Source organism: Massilia violaceinigra, assembly GCF_002752675.1.
Classification (GTDB): domain Bacteria; phylum Pseudomonadota; class Gammaproteobacteria; order Burkholderiales; family Burkholderiaceae_D; genus Telluria_A; species Telluria_A violaceinigra.
Genome location: NZ_CP024608.1, coordinates 7,319,052 through 7,334,362 on the forward strand (window position 1 = coordinate 7,319,052; position 15,311 = coordinate 7,334,362).

Here is a 15,311-nt window from a genome sequence, read left to right on the forward strand (position 1 = left end):
TCAGCGCTTGAGCGGTGCCGCGCTGTCGTAGGCGGACAGCAGTTCGCGCAGGCGCGGCATGGCCACGGCGATCAGGTCCCAGCGGCGCGCGTCGGCCGCTTCTTCCATCTCGCCCGACAGCTGGTGCAGTTCGGCCGCATCCAGGTACGAGGAGCTGCCCTTGAAGCCATGCAGCAGGCGCCCGGCCGTCTCGGCATCGTGCGTGACGAGGGCTTCTTCCAGGTCGGCGCGGCGGCCCGGCAAATCGCTGGCAAAGGCGGCCCGCATGCGCGCTTTGAGGTCGCTGGCGCGGCGCCCGGCGTTGTGGGCGGCCGGTCCCGCCAGCGGCGCCGGGCCGGTATCGACGCCGAACATGGCGTCCAGTTCGGCCGTGGTGGGCGGGCGTTCCACGCGCGCCTGCGGCATCGGCGCCAGGGCGATGCCGCGCTGGAGCTGGCGCTCGATGGCCCGGCTCAGGTGATGATGCAGGGCCGCTTCGTCGATCGGCTTGGTCAGGAAGTCGTCCATGCCGCAGGCCAGGTAGCGGCTGCGGTCTTCCTCGCTGGCGTTGGCGGTCAGCGCCACGATCATCAGCTCCTGGTCGCGCACGGGCGCTTCCGGCGGCCCGCCGGCGCGGATCAGGCGCGTGGCGCTGGCGCCGTCCATCTCGGGCATGCGTCCATCCATCAGGATCAGGTCGTAGCGCGTGCGCGCGCACGCCGCCACCGCCAGCAAGCCATTGTCGGCGATGTCGACCTTGTGCCCCAGGTCTTCGAGCATCATGCGGATGATGATCTGGTTGGTCGGGAAGTCTTCCGCGCACAGCACCTTCAGGCGGTGGCTGTGCGGTTCGCGCGGCACGTGCGGCACCATCGGCGGGGCCACGCCGTCGGCCAGCGGCAGCAGCACGCTGAAGGTGCTGCCCACGCCCTCAAGGCTGTCGACGCTGATGGAGCCGCCCATCAGGTCGACCAGCTGGCGGCAGATCGCCAGTCCCAGCCCGGTGCCGCCGTAGCGGCGCGTGGTGGTGCTGTCGGCCTGCTCGAACTTCTGGAACAGCCGTTCGACCGCATCCGGAGCGATGCCGATGCCGGTGTCGCTCACCGAAAAACGGATGGTATTGACGCCCGGCGCGCTGCCCTCAAGGGGGGCCGCGCGTTCGACCGACAGGCGCACCGCGCCGTTGTTGGTGAACTTGAAGGCATTGCCGACCAGGTTGACCAGCACCTGGCGCAGGCGGGTCGGGTCGCCCACCACGAAGCGCGGCAAGTCCTCGGCCAGCGCCACGTTGAAGCCCACGCTTTGCGCCGCGGCCTGCTCCTCGAACAGGCTGACCACGTTTTCGACGGCGGCGGTGAGCGCGAAATCGATGTTCTCGATGGTCAGCTTGCCCGCCTCGATCTTGGAAAAATCGAGCAGGTCGTTGATGATGGTCAGCAGCGACTGCGCGTTGGCCTGGCCGCGCAGGATCTGTTCGCGCGTGTTTTCCTGCAGCTGGCCGTCGCGCAGCGCGAACCCGAGCATGCCGATCACGCCCGCCAGCGGGGTGCGCATCTCGTGGCTCATATTGGCCAGGAATTCGGACTTCTGGCGCGTGGCGTCTTCCGCCTTCTGCTTGGCCAGGCGCAATCGCTCATCGTTTTCCTGGAGCGCGCGGTTGGCCAGCGCCAGTTCGTCGGTATTCAGGCGCACCTGGCGCTCCTGCTCCACCAGGCGCGCCTGGGTTTCTTCCAGTTCGCGGTAGGCGCGCGCATTGTCGAGCGCCACCGCCGCGTGCGCGGACAGCGTCTTGAGCATGTCCAGATGCACGCGGTGGTAGGCATTGACCTCCACGCTCTGCACGCACAGCACGCCCATCATGCGTTCCTTGACGATCAGCGGCACGTACATCATCGCCACCGGCAGCGAGCGCGGGCTGCCGTCCAGGCGCAGCGGCGGGATCGGCACCGCGCTCTGCTGCGCGTCCAGGTAGCGGTGATATTCGGCCTCCAGATCGTTGATGAACACTTCGCGCCGGTGCTTCAGGCACCACACCGCGAACTGGTGCGGATCGTCCAGCGGACGGGTGTAGACCTCGCTGCGCACGCCCTGGTCCATCGCGAACGGGAACTCGATCACGCCGATGTCTTCGCGATAAAAGCCGATGCCGAAGATACGCGCATCCATCAGGTGGTGCACGTGGCGGTACACGGTGCTCATGATGGTTTCCATGTCGAGCGTGGCGGTCAGCTCGCGACCGATCTCGGAAAGCACCGAGATATTCCGGTGCGCCAGTTCGACGTTCTCTTTCTGGCGCTCGACTTCTTCCTTCTGGCGTTCGGCATCGAAGCGGCGCTGCTCGGCCTCGGCGCGCTGGTTGTCGGCGTCGAGGCGCTGCGCTTCGAGCTCGCGTTTCTGACGTTCCAGCAAGCGGTTCTGCTGCTCGATTTCCTCGGTGCGCGCGGCCACCTGGGTTTCCAGCATCTCCTTCTGGCGCCGCAGTCCGGACAGGCGCGCGCGATAGGCCCAGTAAGCGCTGCCCAGCACCAGCAGCACCGACAGGGTGCGGAACCACCAGGTTTTCCAGACCGGCGGCAGGATCGTGATGGCCATCGTGGCGCCCTCGTCGCTCCACACGCCATCCTTGTTGGCGGCGCGCACGCGGAAGGTGTAGGTGCCCGGATCGAGGTTGGTGTAGGTGGCGAAGCGGCGGCTGGCGTCGGTGCTGACCCAGTTCTGGTCGAAGCCATCGAGCCGGTACGAAAACAGGTTGCGCTGGGGCGCCGCGTAATGCAGGGCCGCGAACTCCAGCGAGAACACCGAATCGGCCGCCGCCAATGTGACCGCGCGGGTCGATTCGATCGGCCCCTTGAACAGGCCCGGACGCGCCAGCGCGGCCGGCCGGTTGAATATCTGGAAGCCCGTGATGACCGCGCGCGGGGCGATCCGGTTGTCGCTGATGGCCTTCGGATTGAAGGCGGTCACGCCATTGAAGCCGCCGAAGTACATGGTGCCGTCCGGCGCGCGCATCGCCGAGCCGTCGAAGTAGGCGCCTTCGATGGTGCCGTCGCCGGCGCTGTAGTTGCGGAAGGTGCCGGTCAGGGGATCGAAGCGCGAAATGCCGGTGTTCGTGCTGATCCAGAGTTTGCCTTCCTCGTCCTCCAGGATGGCGGCTATGGCGTCGTCGGCCAGGCCGTCGGCCGCCGTGTAGCGGCGAAAGCTCACCGCGCCGCCGGCGCCGATGCTCATCTTGTTCAAGCCGGCCGCGGTGCCGACCCACAGGGTGCCCTTCCGGTCTTCGTGCAGATAGTGCACCTCGTCGTGACTGAGGCTGGCCGGGTTGGCCGGATCGTGGCGGAAATGACGGAACTTGCCGCTGGCGCGATCGAGCATGTCGAGGCCATCGAAGGTGCCGATCCACAGCTGGCCGCGGCGGTCTTCGAGCAGCGGGCGCACCACGTTGTCGGCCAGGCTGGAACTGTCGGCGGCGTCGTGGCGGTAGGTGACCACGGCGCGCGTGGCCGGGTCGAGCCGGTGCAGGCCGCCGCGCGAGGCGATCCACATCACGCCCGCGCGGTCCGAGAGCATGCCGCGGATATGGTTGCCGTCCGGGTCGCCCTCGGCGAAGGATTGGCGCGTGAAATTGCCGCTGGCCGGGTCGAACCGCGCCACGCCCGAATGGCTGCCGATCCACAGCATGCCGTCGCGGTCGTGCGCCAGCGCACTGGCCGGAATGCCGGCCAGGCTGTTGGGATTATCCGGGTCGTGCCGGTACAGGCGCGCCTGGCCGGTTTCCGGATCGAGCCGGTTCAAGCCGCTGTTGGCGCCGATCCACAGGTCGCCCCCGGGAGCGGCGGCAATCGCGCGCACCTTGTTGTCGGACAGGGTATCGGGTATTTCGGCGTGGCGCGCAATGCGCGCGAAGCCGCCGCTGTTCAGGTCGACCCGGCTCACGCCCGCATACCAGGTGCCGACCCAGAAGGTGCCGACGCGGTCGCGGTACATGGCCGAAATCTGGTTGTCGGCCACGCTGTGCTTGTCGCCCGGCAGATGGCGGTAGTTGGCGAAGCGGCGCGTGGCCGGCTGCCAGCGATACAGGCCGTCGGTATGGCTGCCGACCCAGACGTTGCGGTCCTGGTCCTGGTACAGGGTCGTGATGTAGCCCGAGCGCAGGCCGTCGGACACCCCCAGTCGGCGCCGCTGCGAGGCGGCGCCGCCGATCTTCCAGGTTTCCAGGCCGCCCAGGGTGCCGATCCACAGGGTCTGGTCGGTGTCGACCAGCAGCGCCTGCACCATATTGTGTTTGTGGTCGGTCCCGGGCGCCGGATGGTGCTCGAAAGCGCGCGCCCCGACCGCCAGGCTGTCCACGCCGGACGAGGTGCCGACCCACACGCGTCCGCCGGCGTCGACCGCCAGCGCGTTGACCTGGTCGTCGGCCAGGCTGCCCGGGTCGCCCGGCACATGGTGCCAGACCTTGAATTTGCCGCTGACCATGTCGAAGTGCTGCAAGCCGTCGCTGGTGCCCAGCCACAGGCCCTGGCGGCCGTCGCCGGCGATGGCGCGCACGTGCCGGTTGCCGTTGCCGCGCTTGACCGGTTCGTCCGGCGCGTAATGGGTGAAGGTCTGGGTGGCCGGATCGAAGCGGTCAAGGCCGCCGTCGGTGCCGATCCACAGGCGGCCCGCCTGGTCCACATGCAGCACGCGCACCCAGTTGTTGACCAGGCTGCGCGGGTTGCTGACCACGTTGCGGTAGGTGGTGACGCGGTAGCCGTCGAAGCGCGACAGGCCGCCCTGGCTGCCGAACCACATGAAGCCATCGGCATCCTGGGCCACCGCCAGCACCGATTCCTGGGCCAGGCCCTGCTCCACGCTCAGGTGCTCGAAGCGCAAGGTGCGCGCGGGCGCGGCCTGGCTGCCCGCGTAAGGCAGGCAGCACAGCAGGAGGAACAGCGTAATGAGTCGGATCGGGTTCAGGCAAGCGCTCCTTCGCCATCGGCCGCGCCGGCGCGCAGGCGGATCAGCTGGCGCCGCACCGATTCGCTCACCTCGGCCAGCACCATGGCCACATTGCGCGCGTCGGGCAGGCCGCGGCGCGCCGTATCGAGCTGGGACGCGACGTGCCACAGGCCGAGCGTCATGCAGCCGGTGTGCACCGAATCGATGCGCAGGCGCGCGTCGGCGCCCTCCCCGGCGTCGAGCAGCGCCACGATGTCGGCGCGTCCGGTGAGCAGCTGCTCGCCGAAAGCGGCCAGGTAAGCGCCCAGCCGGTCCGGCCCGATGTTCAGGCGTTTCATGGTGGTGGCCGGGTCTTCGGCCAGCTTGTCGAGCGTGATGCGGAAGATTTTCTCCAGATGCGCGCGCGCTTCGGCCGCGTGCAGCGGTTTCAGGATGTAGCCGACCGCGCCCAGCGTCACCGCCTGCAGCACCGTGTCGCGGTCGGACGCCGACGAGACCAGCACGAACGGCACGTCGGCCAGGGTCGGATCGCCCTTCATGCGCTCGAGCAGGGCGATGCCCGACATGCGCGGCATGCGCACGTCGCAAAAGCAGATCACCGGATGCAGGCCCTCTTGCATCAGGCTCCAGGCCGCGGCGCCGTCTTCCGCTTCGACCAGGTCGAAAATGCCGTACACGGACAGCAGGTCCATCAGCGCGATGCGCGAGACCACGTCGTCGTCAACAATCAGTGCTTTCATGAAGTTCTCCATGGCGGTTACGGCACGCGCGGCTCAGGAGCCAAAAAAAGTCAGGACATCGGCGCGGCGCGCGTGCGTGTCGCGCTGGCCGAGCTGGATCAGTTCACAGGTGTAGCTCGACTCGAACAGCAGATACGACGCCAGCGCCGATCCGCGCGCCTCGGTCGCGCCGATCCCCGAAAGCATGGTGCGGATCGGCGCCGGCAGACTGGCCGTGTGGCGGCTGGCGATGACGTCGAGCCGTTCGGACGGGGCGATCACCAGCAGCTCCACCGGTTTGAGCGGCATTTTATGACGGTATTCCTCCGGCAGCATCGACAGCGTCAAGTTGATGCGGTTCAGGCGCTCGATGTCGACCGCCAGGCTGTCGAGAAAAATCGAGGACATGGCGTGGCCGGCGATCTGCGCCAGGCTCGGATAGCGCGCCTGGCCGGGCGTGTCGCGGGTCGGCTCCGACAGGCGCCCGGCGCCCACCACCAGCACCTTGGAAGCGCCCAGGTGGATTGCCGGCGAAATGGGCGCCAGCTGGCGCATCGAGCCGTCGCCGCAAAATTCGCGGTGGCTGCCCAGGTACAGCGGCACGGCCGGGAAAATGAAGGGAATCGCCGACGACGCCAGCAGGTGCTCGACCCCGATCTGGTCCTGCAGCGCGATGCGCTGCATGCGCACCCAGGGCGCGATGTCGGCGGCGGTCTGGTAAAAAGTGATGTGATTGCCGGCCGTGTAGGACGAGGCGGTAACCGCCAGCGCATGCAGCAGGCCGTCCGACATGGCCGCGTCCAGGCGCGGCAGATCGAGCATGCGGTGCAACAGGCCCACCAGCGGAGTGTTGTCCAGCAGCGACGCCGGCGGCGCGGCGCGCCATTTGCGCAGCAGCCAGCCGAACGAGAGCAGCGAGAGCCAGCGCGCGCCCGAGCGCAGCACCCCCAGCGAATCGGCGCGGTAGACCTGTTCGACGGTGAAGTTTTCCCACACGTCGAGCAGCTTTTGCACGCCCTCGCCGAAGTTATCGGCGCGGCATGCCAGGGCCACAGCGTTGATCGCCCCGGCCGAGGTGCCGCAGATGATGTCGAACGGGTTGCGCGCGGGGCGCCAGCCGGCCTCCCACAAGATTTGCGAGATCGCCTGCAGTACCCCCACCTGGTAGGCGGCGCGCGCGCCACCGCCGGTGAGGATCAAGCCCGTTTTCTGTTCCGTTTCCATTCGCCAAGCGTATCAGGGTCTGCCCGCCTTGCGGGAGAAAACTGATGGCTTGTCCACTTTTTACAATAGCCTCAATCGCCCCTGGCCACGCCTTCGCGGCGCGGATCGGCCCCGCCGAACCACCACGGCTCGCCGTGGATCAGGATGCGCTGCACGCCATGCAGGCCGGATGTCATCTCGTAGCTGCGCAGGGCGTGGCCGCGCGCCTTCAGTTCATCCTGCACGGTCGGACTGAAACGGCCCTGTTCCAGTTCGGTCGGCCCGTTGCGGCTGCCGAAGTTGGGCAGGCTGATGGCCTGCTGCACATTCAGGCCCCAGTCGAGCGTGCCGACCAGGGTCTTGGCCACGTAGTTGATGATGGCCGGGCCGCCGGGCGAGCCGACCGCCAGCACCAGTTTGCCGCTCTGGCGGTCGAACACCACCGTCGGCGACATGGCGCTGCGCGGGCGCTTGCCGGGCTGGACCCGGTTGGCCACGGGGCCATTCGCGTCGGCCGACTCGAAGGAGAAATCGGTCAGCTGGTTGTTCAGGATGAAGCCGCCCACCATCTGGCGCGAGCCAAAAGCGTCTTCCACCGTCGTCGTCATCGACAGGCCGGCGCCCTTGCGGTCGACCACCACGAAGTGCGAGGTGGATGCCGTTTCGATGGCGTTGTCGAGGCCCCACGCCACTTCCATGCCGGGCGGCGTGCCGGCTGCGGCGGTGCCCATCGACTTGTCGCCGATCAGGGCGGCGCGCTGGCGCAGGTAGGTTTTATCGATCAGGCTCGGAATGCCGCGTCCCGGCAGCGGCACGAAGTCGGTGTCGGCCGCATAGCGGTTGCGGTCGGCGTAGGCCAGGCGCCCCGCTTCCGTGAACAGGTGCACCGCCTCAAGCCCGATCACGCCATTGACGGGAGCGTAGGCGCGCATGTCCTTCGTTTCGAGCATGCCCAGCATCTGCGCCACGGCGATGCCGCCCGACGATGGCGGCGGCATGCCGCACACGGTGTAGGCGCGGTAGTCGCTGCACACCGGCACGCGCACCTTGGGCTGGTAGCCGGCGATGTCGGCCGCCGTCAACAGGCCCGGGTTGCTCGGGTGGGCCGCCACCTTGGCCGCGATGTCCTTGGCGATACGGCCCTTGTAGAAGGCGTCGGCGCCGCCGGCGGCGATCTCGCGCAGGGTCGTGGCCAGCGCGGGATTGCGCAGCAAGTGGCCGATCGGCCACGGCTTGCCATCCTTGTCGTAGAAATAGGCGGCGGCGACCGGGTCCTTGCGCAGGTGCTGGTCGAACATCAGCATGCCGTTCAGGCGCTGGCTGACCGGAAAACCCTTGTCGGCCATGGCGATCGCCGGCGCGAACAGCGCCTTCCACGGCAGCTTGCCGTGCTGGCGGTGCGCCATTTCGAGCATGCGCAGCACGCCCGGCGCGCCCACCGAACGCCCGCCCATCACGCCGGCGCTGCGCGAGAGCGGCGTGCCATCCTTGTTCTGGAACAGGTGCTCGTCGGCCGCCGCGGGCGCGGTTTCGCGGCCATCGAAGGCTTGCACGTTCTTGCCGTCGTAGTGCATCAGGAAGGCGCCGCCGCCGATGCCGGACGATTGCGGCTCCACCAGCGTGAGCATCAGCTGGGTGGCAACGGCGGCGTCAATCGCGCTGCCGCCGCGGCGCAGGATCTGGTAGCCGGCATCGACCGCCAGCGGGTTGGCGGCGGCGACCATGAATTTTTTGGCGGCCCAGCCGGCCTTGTCGGCATAGCCGGTATGGATTTCGGGCGCGTCGGCCGGACGCACGGCGGCGTCCTGGGCGAACGCGGGGGCGCTGACGATGGCAGCGGCGGTCGCGATGTAAAGCGCGAAAGGAAGGTACTTCAACCTGAGCATGGATTCTCCAATGAGAAACGCGCGACCACAGCCGCGCGTCCGATCCCGCTATCGTACAGGAATTGAATTACTTCGGCTGCATGCGGATCGCGCCGTCAAGGCGGATGGTTTCGCCGTTGAGCATGGTGTTTTCGATGATCGCCTTGGCCAGGTGGGCGTATTCGGCGGGACGGCCGAGTCGCTGCGGGAACGGGACCATGTTGCCCAGCGCGCCGCGCACTTCTTCCGGCATGCCCATCAGCATGGGCGTTTCGAAAATGCCGGGTGCGATGGTCATCACGCGCACGCCGCTGCGGGCCAGGTCGCGCGCCATCGGCAGGGTCATGCCGGCCACCGCCGCCTTGGACGAGGCGTAGGCCGCCTGGCCGATCTGGCCGTCGAAGGCCGCCACCGACGCGGTATTGATGATGATGCCGCGCTCGCCGGAATCCATCGCCTCGGTCTTGCCCATGGCGTCAGCCGCCAGGCGCGCCATGTTGAAGGTGCCGACCAGGTTGATGTTTACGGTGCGCTGGAATACTTCCAGCGGATGCGGGCCATCCTTGCCCACGGTCTTGACCGCCGGCGCCACGCCGGCGCAGTTGACCAGGCCGCGCAGGGTGCCCAGCGCCAGCGCCGCGGCGACCACGGCCTGGCCATCGGCCTCGGAGGTCACGTCGCACTTCACGAACGTGCCCTTGAGTTCAGCGGCCAGCGCTTCGCCCGCCTCGACCTGCACGTCGGCCAGCACAACCTTGCCGCCCGCTTCGGTGATCATGCGCGCCGTCGCCGCGCCCAGGCCCGATGCGCCGCCCGTGATGATGAATACGTTGTCCTGAATTTGCATGGTGTCCTCTTCTCTTATAAGTTCTTTTTGACGTTTACGTAAACGTCAACTAACCGGATTGTAGCGAACTTTTCGTGGAAAACACCAATCGTGGTGCATTAAAAACACTGAATCGTGCCGCCATTGCTGGTGCAGGGGCGGCCCTGGGGGCTGATCACGGTATTGCCGGCCGCGCCGTTGTAGCGCGTGCCGTTGACGTCGGTGCAGCCGCCGGCGTCGCAGCGGCTGATCACGGCGGGCGGCGGCGCGACCACCGATGGCGACGATGGTGCCGGCGGCGCGCTCACCGGCACCGCCGGCGGCGGCGTGCTCAGGCGCGGTCCGTAGGCGGGCATGCCATCGACAATCTGCTGCACGGCGCGGCGCTTCGGCGGCGGCTTTGCGGGCTTCGTTGGCTTGGTTGGCTTGGCCTGGACGGCAGGCGGCGCGGGCGCGCTTTCCGTCTGTGCCAGGGCAGTGCCGCCAGCGACGCACGCCAGCAGGATCAGGGCGATTTTTGTGACGAGCATGATGCACCGCGCAGGAAGATGAATGAAGCGGCCAGCCTATCATTTTTGCCAGGATCGTGAGGGACCGGGCGCGTTCGGACGCTGGACAAACTGGAATCGACTATTTACATCGAGACAACTTTTATTGTTGACCAAAAGTGCAGGAAAGACGATACTTCCCGCACCCTGAAACAGCACGCCACCACCCATACCGCCCATGAATGCCATCCTTGAACCCATCAGCGCCAGCCGTCTCGACGCCTATCTCGACCAGACCGAAGCCGCCCTCGAACAGCAGGACGACGCCGAACTCGACCCCGAACTGATCCAGGCGGGCCTGAAGACATCGATGGACGGCCAGCGCTTCCGCGCCGACACCCTGGGCAGCGTGCGCCGCCTGTTCCGGCTATGGCTGCGCGCCGGCGACCCGGGCGCGGCATCGCGCGTAATCGACATCGACGGCCGTGAGGCGCTCGCCGCCCTGCCCGCGGCCGAACGTCCCGACTGGGAGCTGTCGCTGGCGTTCTGGCGCCTCGAACCGCTGGTCGCGCAGCGCGACGACGCCGCCCTGCACGCCGCGCTCGACGCCGCGTTCACGGTACTGACATCGCTGCCGGGCGCCCTGCAGTACGACAAGGCCTGGGAGTATCTGGAAGAGCAGGCCACGCAGGCCGGCGCGCATGCCCTGTCGCGCCGCTGCCTGGCCGCGCGCAACGCACTGCAGCACGCGGACCCCGAGCGCGCCGCCTATCGCGCCTGGGACGATGCGCTGATGGCCGCGCGCGCGGCGCAAAGCTTCGCGCTGGAGGGGCAGGATCAACAGGCAACGGACGCCGCCGCGCGCGCCATCGACAGCCTGGCCAAGGTGGGCGCGGACCAGGATATCGACCATAACGACTGGCTGCGCATCGGCCATGCCCTCTTCACCATCGTCCCCGCGTCGATTGCCCGCGTCGTGGGCCAGGTACGCGCGCTCACACCCGCCAGCACCGTGTTCTTTGCCCGGCGCGACATCGATGTGCGCATCGCGCGGCTCGAAGCGCTGACCCTGCACCATCAGGGCGTGCTCGACCAGGCGCTGGCGCGGCTCGGCCTGGGGCGCACCATCATCACCGGCGACGCCGACGACCGCTATAGCGCCGTCATGCTCGACTGGTTGCTGGAGGCGGGAAAACACGAAGACGCTGCCCGCCTGGCATTCGAGTCGGTCTTCCACGAACGCCAGGTCTCGGCCGAACATGGCGTACGCACCGCCACGCGCGCCGTGAGCGAGGGCCTGGCCGGCCAGCCTTACTGGCAACTGGCACTGGCGTATGCCGGCATGGCCGACGACACCATGGAGGTACGCGGGGACGAGAGCGAGGCCGCCCATGTGCGCCGCCATCTGGCACTGGCGCGCGGGCAGGCGCGCGCGCATCCGGCCATCGATGCCGTCGAAGGCCTGTTCCTGATCAAATCGGCGGGCGACTACCATCAGGCCCTGCCGCTGCTGGAAGCGGCGGCGCGCGACCTGTCGCTGGCCAATTCGGATGTGCTCTTCAAGCTGTGGGTGGCGCGCATCCGCGTGCACGGTGCGCAGGCCGCGCTGGAGATGCCGTTCGTGCCGGCGTCGAGCGCCGGTTCCTGCTACAACCTCGGCGTCACGCTCGACAACGACCTCGACGAGCAGCTGCCCGACGGCGTGACGGTACCGCAGGAGGCGCTGGAGGCGCTCGCCGCGCGCTATTACGAAACGGGCCTGGCGCGCTTTGAAGCGTTCGTCATGAGCGGCGAAGGCAATGCGCGCGACGGCCATGCCCACACTTACTCGATGCTGTGCAATAACCTGGCCATCCACTACCGTTGCGACAAGTCCGACCCCGGCGCCGCCCTGCCCCTGCATCACAAGGGCATCTCCGCCAGCCCGTTTTCGGAACATTACCAGGGCGTGATGAGCTGCCACCGCGACAGCGGCAACGACGCGGCCATGATCGACAGCGGCGACCAGCTGTGGCATTACTCGGCCGACCATGGCTACAGCCGGCACGATCCGACCGATTACGTCGACGATGTCGTCGCCGCCCTGCACCGTCTGGGGCGCAACACCGACATTGCCATCTGGCTGCAGCGGCTCGACGAATGGTGGGACAGCGTGGAGCAGGACGAGCGCGCCGGGTACGAGGAATCGTACGTACGGGCGCTGGCCTCGGTGCTGTACCACCTGGCGCATACCCAGCCCGACGACGCCATGCTGCGCCTGGACGCCGTGCTGCCCCGGCTACGCGCCGCCGCCAGTCCCTACACCACCCGCATGGCGGCGCACACGCTGCGCACCGCCGGCCAGTTCGAGCGCGCGCAGGCGATGTACGCGGAGGCGCTGGGCCATGTCAAACCGGGCGAGTCGTGGCACGAATCGCAGCGCCAGGCGATCATCGAAGGCGCGGCTGAATGCAAGCGCATGCAGCGCGCGGCCCAGCCCTGGTGGAAGGTCTGGTAGTGGCGGCGACGGGCCGGGCCAGTGCCTACGGCGCGCGCGACGTGGTCAACGCGCCGGCGCTGAAACAGGCCATCGCCAGGCGCAGCGCGCAGCGCGGCGACGCGCCCGACGTAGCCGCGTGGCTGGCCAATCACTTCTTCCGCTACGCGGTCGGCAATCTGAACGCGCCCGAACCGGCGCTGGCGCGCATCGCCTCCGGCGCGCAGGCGCGCTCCCTGTTCGCGCCCGGCGCCGTGCCCGATTGGGTGGCATCGCGCCTGCGCCAGGGGGAGGGCGACGCCATGTGGTGGGTGGCGCCCGATGGCGCCGAACTGCTCGCGATGGAAGCGAAACTGGTCGAATTCCTCGGTGCGCGCCAGGGCACCGCGCTCGAAGGCAAACTACAGCGCATCAACTGCCGCCAGGCGCTGGCGCTGTGGAACGCGGAACACGCCGCCTTTGAGGCCAAGAGCGCGGCCGGCTGGCGCGAGCATCAGCCCGAGGCGGTGGCGACGCGCTGGGAGGGCGAGGCCGGCAGCGTGGTCGAATTGCTCGGCGCAAGCCCGCTGCTGCGCGCGGAGATGGCGTTCGAGAGCCAGGTGATGCGCCATTGCCTGGGCCAGTTCAGCGACCGGAGTCAGCTCAGCGGCGGTTACGGCGAGCACTATGCGGCAGCCTGCGAAGCGGGCAAGATGCGGCTGTTCAGCTACCGCGGCCGCAACGGCCATGCGCACATCACCATCAGCGCCAACATCGTGGCCGACGGCCGCCTGCAGCTCGAACAGATCAAGGGCAAGCACAATCGCCCGCCGGTGGAGCGCTACCGCGGCGAGCTGCTGGCGTTTTTGCGCAGCGTGGACAGCGACGTGCACACGCCGCCGGACGCCCTGAGCATGGGCATGGTGCGCCTGCCCTCGGGCTGGGCGATGGTGGAGGACGCGCGCGACGAGGCCGACCAGCTGTTCGTCGCGCACCACTTCCCCGCCCTGTTCCGGCGCCTGCCGGCGCCGTCGGTGCTGGCCCAGTGGATCGCCGCCGCGCGCGCGCCCGAGCAGTTGCAGGGCATGGCGCTGCACCCGGCGGTGGCGCACGCGGTGAGGAGCGCGGCATGAACTGGATCATTCTTTTGCTGTTCCTGTGGGCGATGCGGCGCGTGTATGTGCTGATCCGCGACAGCATCCTGTCGCGCAAGGGCCGCACCGTGCGGGTGCGCTACAAGTTCGACGCCCGCCAGAACCGGGCGCTGGCCCTGGCGCACCCGATCGCCAGCGCGCGCGCGCTCGGCGCCTACGCCAATCCGAAAGCGCCGGCGCCGACGGCGGAGCAGGCGCAGGCACTGCGCGCCAGCCTGCTGCATATCATCGGCCTGCGCGCCAGCATGCAGGACGACGCCATCAAGGCCGCGCTGCCGGAGCTGCTGCGGCGCCACTGGTTCCGCATCGACCTGGACCGCCTGCGGCCGGAAGACGATCCGCGCGCGGCGATGGCGTTCGCCTCGGCGCGGGTGGCCTTCGCGGTGCGCACGGCGAGCTTGCTCGGCTGGCTCGATCCGGCGCTGCAATGGGAGGTGCTGTTCCAGAACGCCCAGCGCGCCAACGACTGTTTCGCCAGCTGGGAGGAGTTCGGCGCGGCGCTGGCGCGCGGGCGCCAGCAATGGATCGCCGGCGCGCGCGCCGACAGCCTTGGTGCCGCCTTCGACGAGGCGACGTTGGCGCAGTGGCTGGCCAGCCGCAGCCACCCGTGGCGCAGCATCCCGTGGCGCGGCCAGGTGCTGTTCGAGCCGCCGGCCACGTCATGAACATTCCCTACCATCCGCTCAAATGCAGCGGCTGCGCGCAGGAGTTTGCGTTTCCTTCGATCGCACGCGCCTACACCGATTTACCGCAAGCGGGGGGACGCTCCGGCGCCCATTTCAGCGAGATGCTCCTGCTGTCGGTCTGGTGCCATCAATGCGAGGGCGCTTCCTGGGTCGAACGCATTCCCACCGCGCGCGAATTTGCGCTGGCCGCCGGCTTGCGGCGCATGCCCAAGCGCGCGAGGCAGGAGGGCATCGACGATGATTTGCTCGATCTCGATGACGCCGATTTCGCCTGGCTGTACCAGCACCTCGCCGAGCGCAACGCGCCGCCCTTCTGCCTTGCGTGCGGCAGCACCCGCGTGGTGCCGATCGACACCACGCAACGCGACACGGGCGTGCTGCACGAGGCGTGCTGGGACAGCCCGATTCTGTTTCATGGCTTCCCGATCGGAAGCAGCGGCCTTCGCATCGGCAGAGCGTCGTACGCGCGCCAGTTTCATGACGTCACGGGCCAGATCGTCTGGACCAGAATGCTTGCCCGGGAGTCTTTTTACCAGCTCTGTAGCGTCCTCGAGGTGCGCCGTGACGATCCCTTTCATGCCGTCCTGGCGTCAACCATCCGGCTGATCGCCAACGGGTCCGCTGAACGCGCCCTCGCCGCGCTTGCGCCGCTGGTGGACGCACAGGTTCCCGCCGCACTCGGACTGCTTGGTGCGCTGCACGTACTGGGAGAAGGCGTTCCCCATAGCGGATCGATGGCGGTACCGTTGCTGGAAAACGCCAAGGCCCTGGGGGACGCCTGCGCGGCGCACAATCTGGCGTCGCTGTACGCCACGGGCGCGCCTGGCGTTCCCCAGGACGTGCCGCGCGCGCGCCAGCTATTTGGCGATGCGTTGTCGATGGGCGGGCAGTATGAGCGCGACGACTTCTATGCGCAGGACGATTACGCGTCCATGACCGGTCACTTTTACCGCCCGGCCTGACGTCCGCCCCATTGCGGCGCTTGCAGTAAGCGTTCGGTC

Annotated in this window: 10 protein-coding genes; 4 read left to right on the forward strand and 6 right to left on the reverse strand. The window is 68.3% G+C overall.

Annotation, left to right across the window (positions count from 1 at the left end; translation table 11 throughout):
* From CR152_RS31630 to CR152_RS31655, 6 genes are all read right to left on the reverse strand, one after another.
* Positions 1-4,848: a two-component regulator propeller domain-containing protein gene (locus CR152_RS31630; protein WP_229413743.1), complete on the reverse strand. Its 4,848-nt coding sequence runs from the start codon at positions 4,846-4,848 to the stop codon at positions 1-3.
* Between the two features lie 80 nt (positions 4,849-4,928).
* The gene (locus CR152_RS31635; protein WP_157778863.1) at positions 4,929-5,654 is read right to left on the reverse strand and encodes a response regulator; all 726 of its coding nucleotides are present in this window, start codon (positions 5,652-5,654) and stop codon (positions 4,929-4,931) included.
* Between the two features lie 33 nt (positions 5,655-5,687).
* The gene (locus tag CR152_RS31640) at positions 5,688-6,857 is read right to left on the reverse strand and encodes a patatin-like phospholipase family protein (protein WP_099881663.1); all 1,170 of its coding nucleotides are present in this window, start codon (positions 6,855-6,857) and stop codon (positions 5,688-5,690) included.
* Between the two features lie 71 nt (positions 6,858-6,928).
* Positions 6,929-8,722 carry a gamma-glutamyltransferase gene (gene ggt / locus CR152_RS31645; protein WP_099881665.1) on the reverse strand — a complete coding sequence of 598 codons (1,794 nt, stop codon included), beginning with the start codon at positions 8,720-8,722 and terminating at the stop codon, positions 6,929-6,931.
* A 67-nt stretch (positions 8,723-8,789) separates the two neighbouring features.
* Positions 8,790-9,548 carry a 3-hydroxyacyl-CoA dehydrogenase gene (locus tag CR152_RS31650; protein WP_099881667.1) on the reverse strand — a complete coding sequence of 253 codons (759 nt, stop codon included), beginning with the start codon at positions 9,546-9,548 and terminating at the stop codon, positions 8,790-8,792.
* Between the two features lie 98 nt (positions 9,549-9,646).
* On the reverse strand, positions 9,647-10,057 hold the full coding sequence (locus CR152_RS31655) for a hypothetical protein (protein WP_099881669.1): 411 nt from the start codon (positions 10,055-10,057) through the stop codon (positions 9,647-9,649).
* A gap of 196 nt (positions 10,058-10,253) precedes the next feature.
* On the opposite strand from CR152_RS31655, the gene CR152_RS31660 reads away from it, so the two are divergent.
* Genes CR152_RS31660 through CR152_RS31675 form a run of 4 tightly spaced genes read left to right on the forward strand, consistent with a single transcriptional unit; the run spans position 10,254 to position 15,272 of the window.
* The gene (locus CR152_RS31660) at positions 10,254-12,512 is read left to right on the forward strand and encodes a hypothetical protein (protein WP_099881671.1); all 2,259 of its coding nucleotides are present in this window, start codon (positions 10,254-10,256) and stop codon (positions 12,510-12,512) included.
* Entirely contained in the window at positions 12,464-13,603 is a 1,140-nt protein-coding gene (locus CR152_RS31665; RefSeq protein ID WP_229413745.1) for a hypothetical protein, read from the forward strand. Before CR152_RS31660 ends, CR152_RS31665 begins: the two co-directional genes overlap by 49 nt.
* Positions 13,600-14,289 (forward strand): DUF1266 domain-containing protein, encoded by a 690-nt coding sequence (locus CR152_RS31670; RefSeq protein ID WP_099881673.1) that lies wholly within the window; start codon positions 13,600-13,602, stop codon positions 14,287-14,289. Before CR152_RS31665 ends, CR152_RS31670 begins: the two co-directional genes overlap by 4 nt.
* Positions 14,286-15,272, forward strand: coding sequence for an SEL1-like repeat protein (locus CR152_RS31675; protein WP_099881675.1), 987 nt, complete (start codon positions 14,286-14,288; stop codon positions 15,270-15,272). Before CR152_RS31670 ends, CR152_RS31675 begins: the two co-directional genes overlap by 4 nt.
* Positions 15,273-15,311 lie beyond the last annotated feature (39 nt).

What these genes read in the sequence shown, in the direction of transcription:
- CR152_RS31650 (WP_099881667.1), bottom strand. Translation starts at nt 9,548, where the DNA reads ATGCAAATTCAGGACAACGTATTCATCATCACGGGCGGCGCATCGGGC.
- CR152_RS31655 (WP_099881669.1), bottom strand. Translation starts at nt 10,057, where the DNA reads ATGCTCGTCACAAAAATCGCCCTGATCCTGCTGGCGTGCGTCGCTGGC.
- CR152_RS31675 (WP_099881675.1), top strand. Translation starts at nt 14,286, where the DNA reads ATGAACATTCCCTACCATCCGCTCAAATGCAGCGGCTGCGCGCAGGAG.
- ggt (WP_099881665.1), bottom strand. Translation starts at nt 8,722, where the DNA reads ATGCTCAGGTTGAAGTACCTTCCTTTCGCGCTTTACATCGCGACCGCC.
- CR152_RS31660 (WP_099881671.1), top strand. Translation starts at nt 10,254, where the DNA reads ATGAATGCCATCCTTGAACCCATCAGCGCCAGCCGTCTCGACGCCTAT.
- CR152_RS31635 (WP_157778863.1), bottom strand. Translation starts at nt 5,654, where the DNA reads ATGAAAGCACTGATTGTTGACGACGACGTGGTCTCGCGCATCGCGCTG.
- CR152_RS31665 (WP_229413745.1), top strand. Translation starts at nt 12,464, where the DNA reads ATGCAAGCGCATGCAGCGCGCGGCCCAGCCCTGGTGGAAGGTCTGGTA.
- CR152_RS31670 (WP_099881673.1), top strand. Translation starts at nt 13,600, where the DNA reads ATGAACTGGATCATTCTTTTGCTGTTCCTGTGGGCGATGCGGCGCGTG.
- CR152_RS31640 (WP_099881663.1), bottom strand. Translation starts at nt 6,857, where the DNA reads ATGGAAACGGAACAGAAAACGGGCTTGATCCTCACCGGCGGTGGCGCG.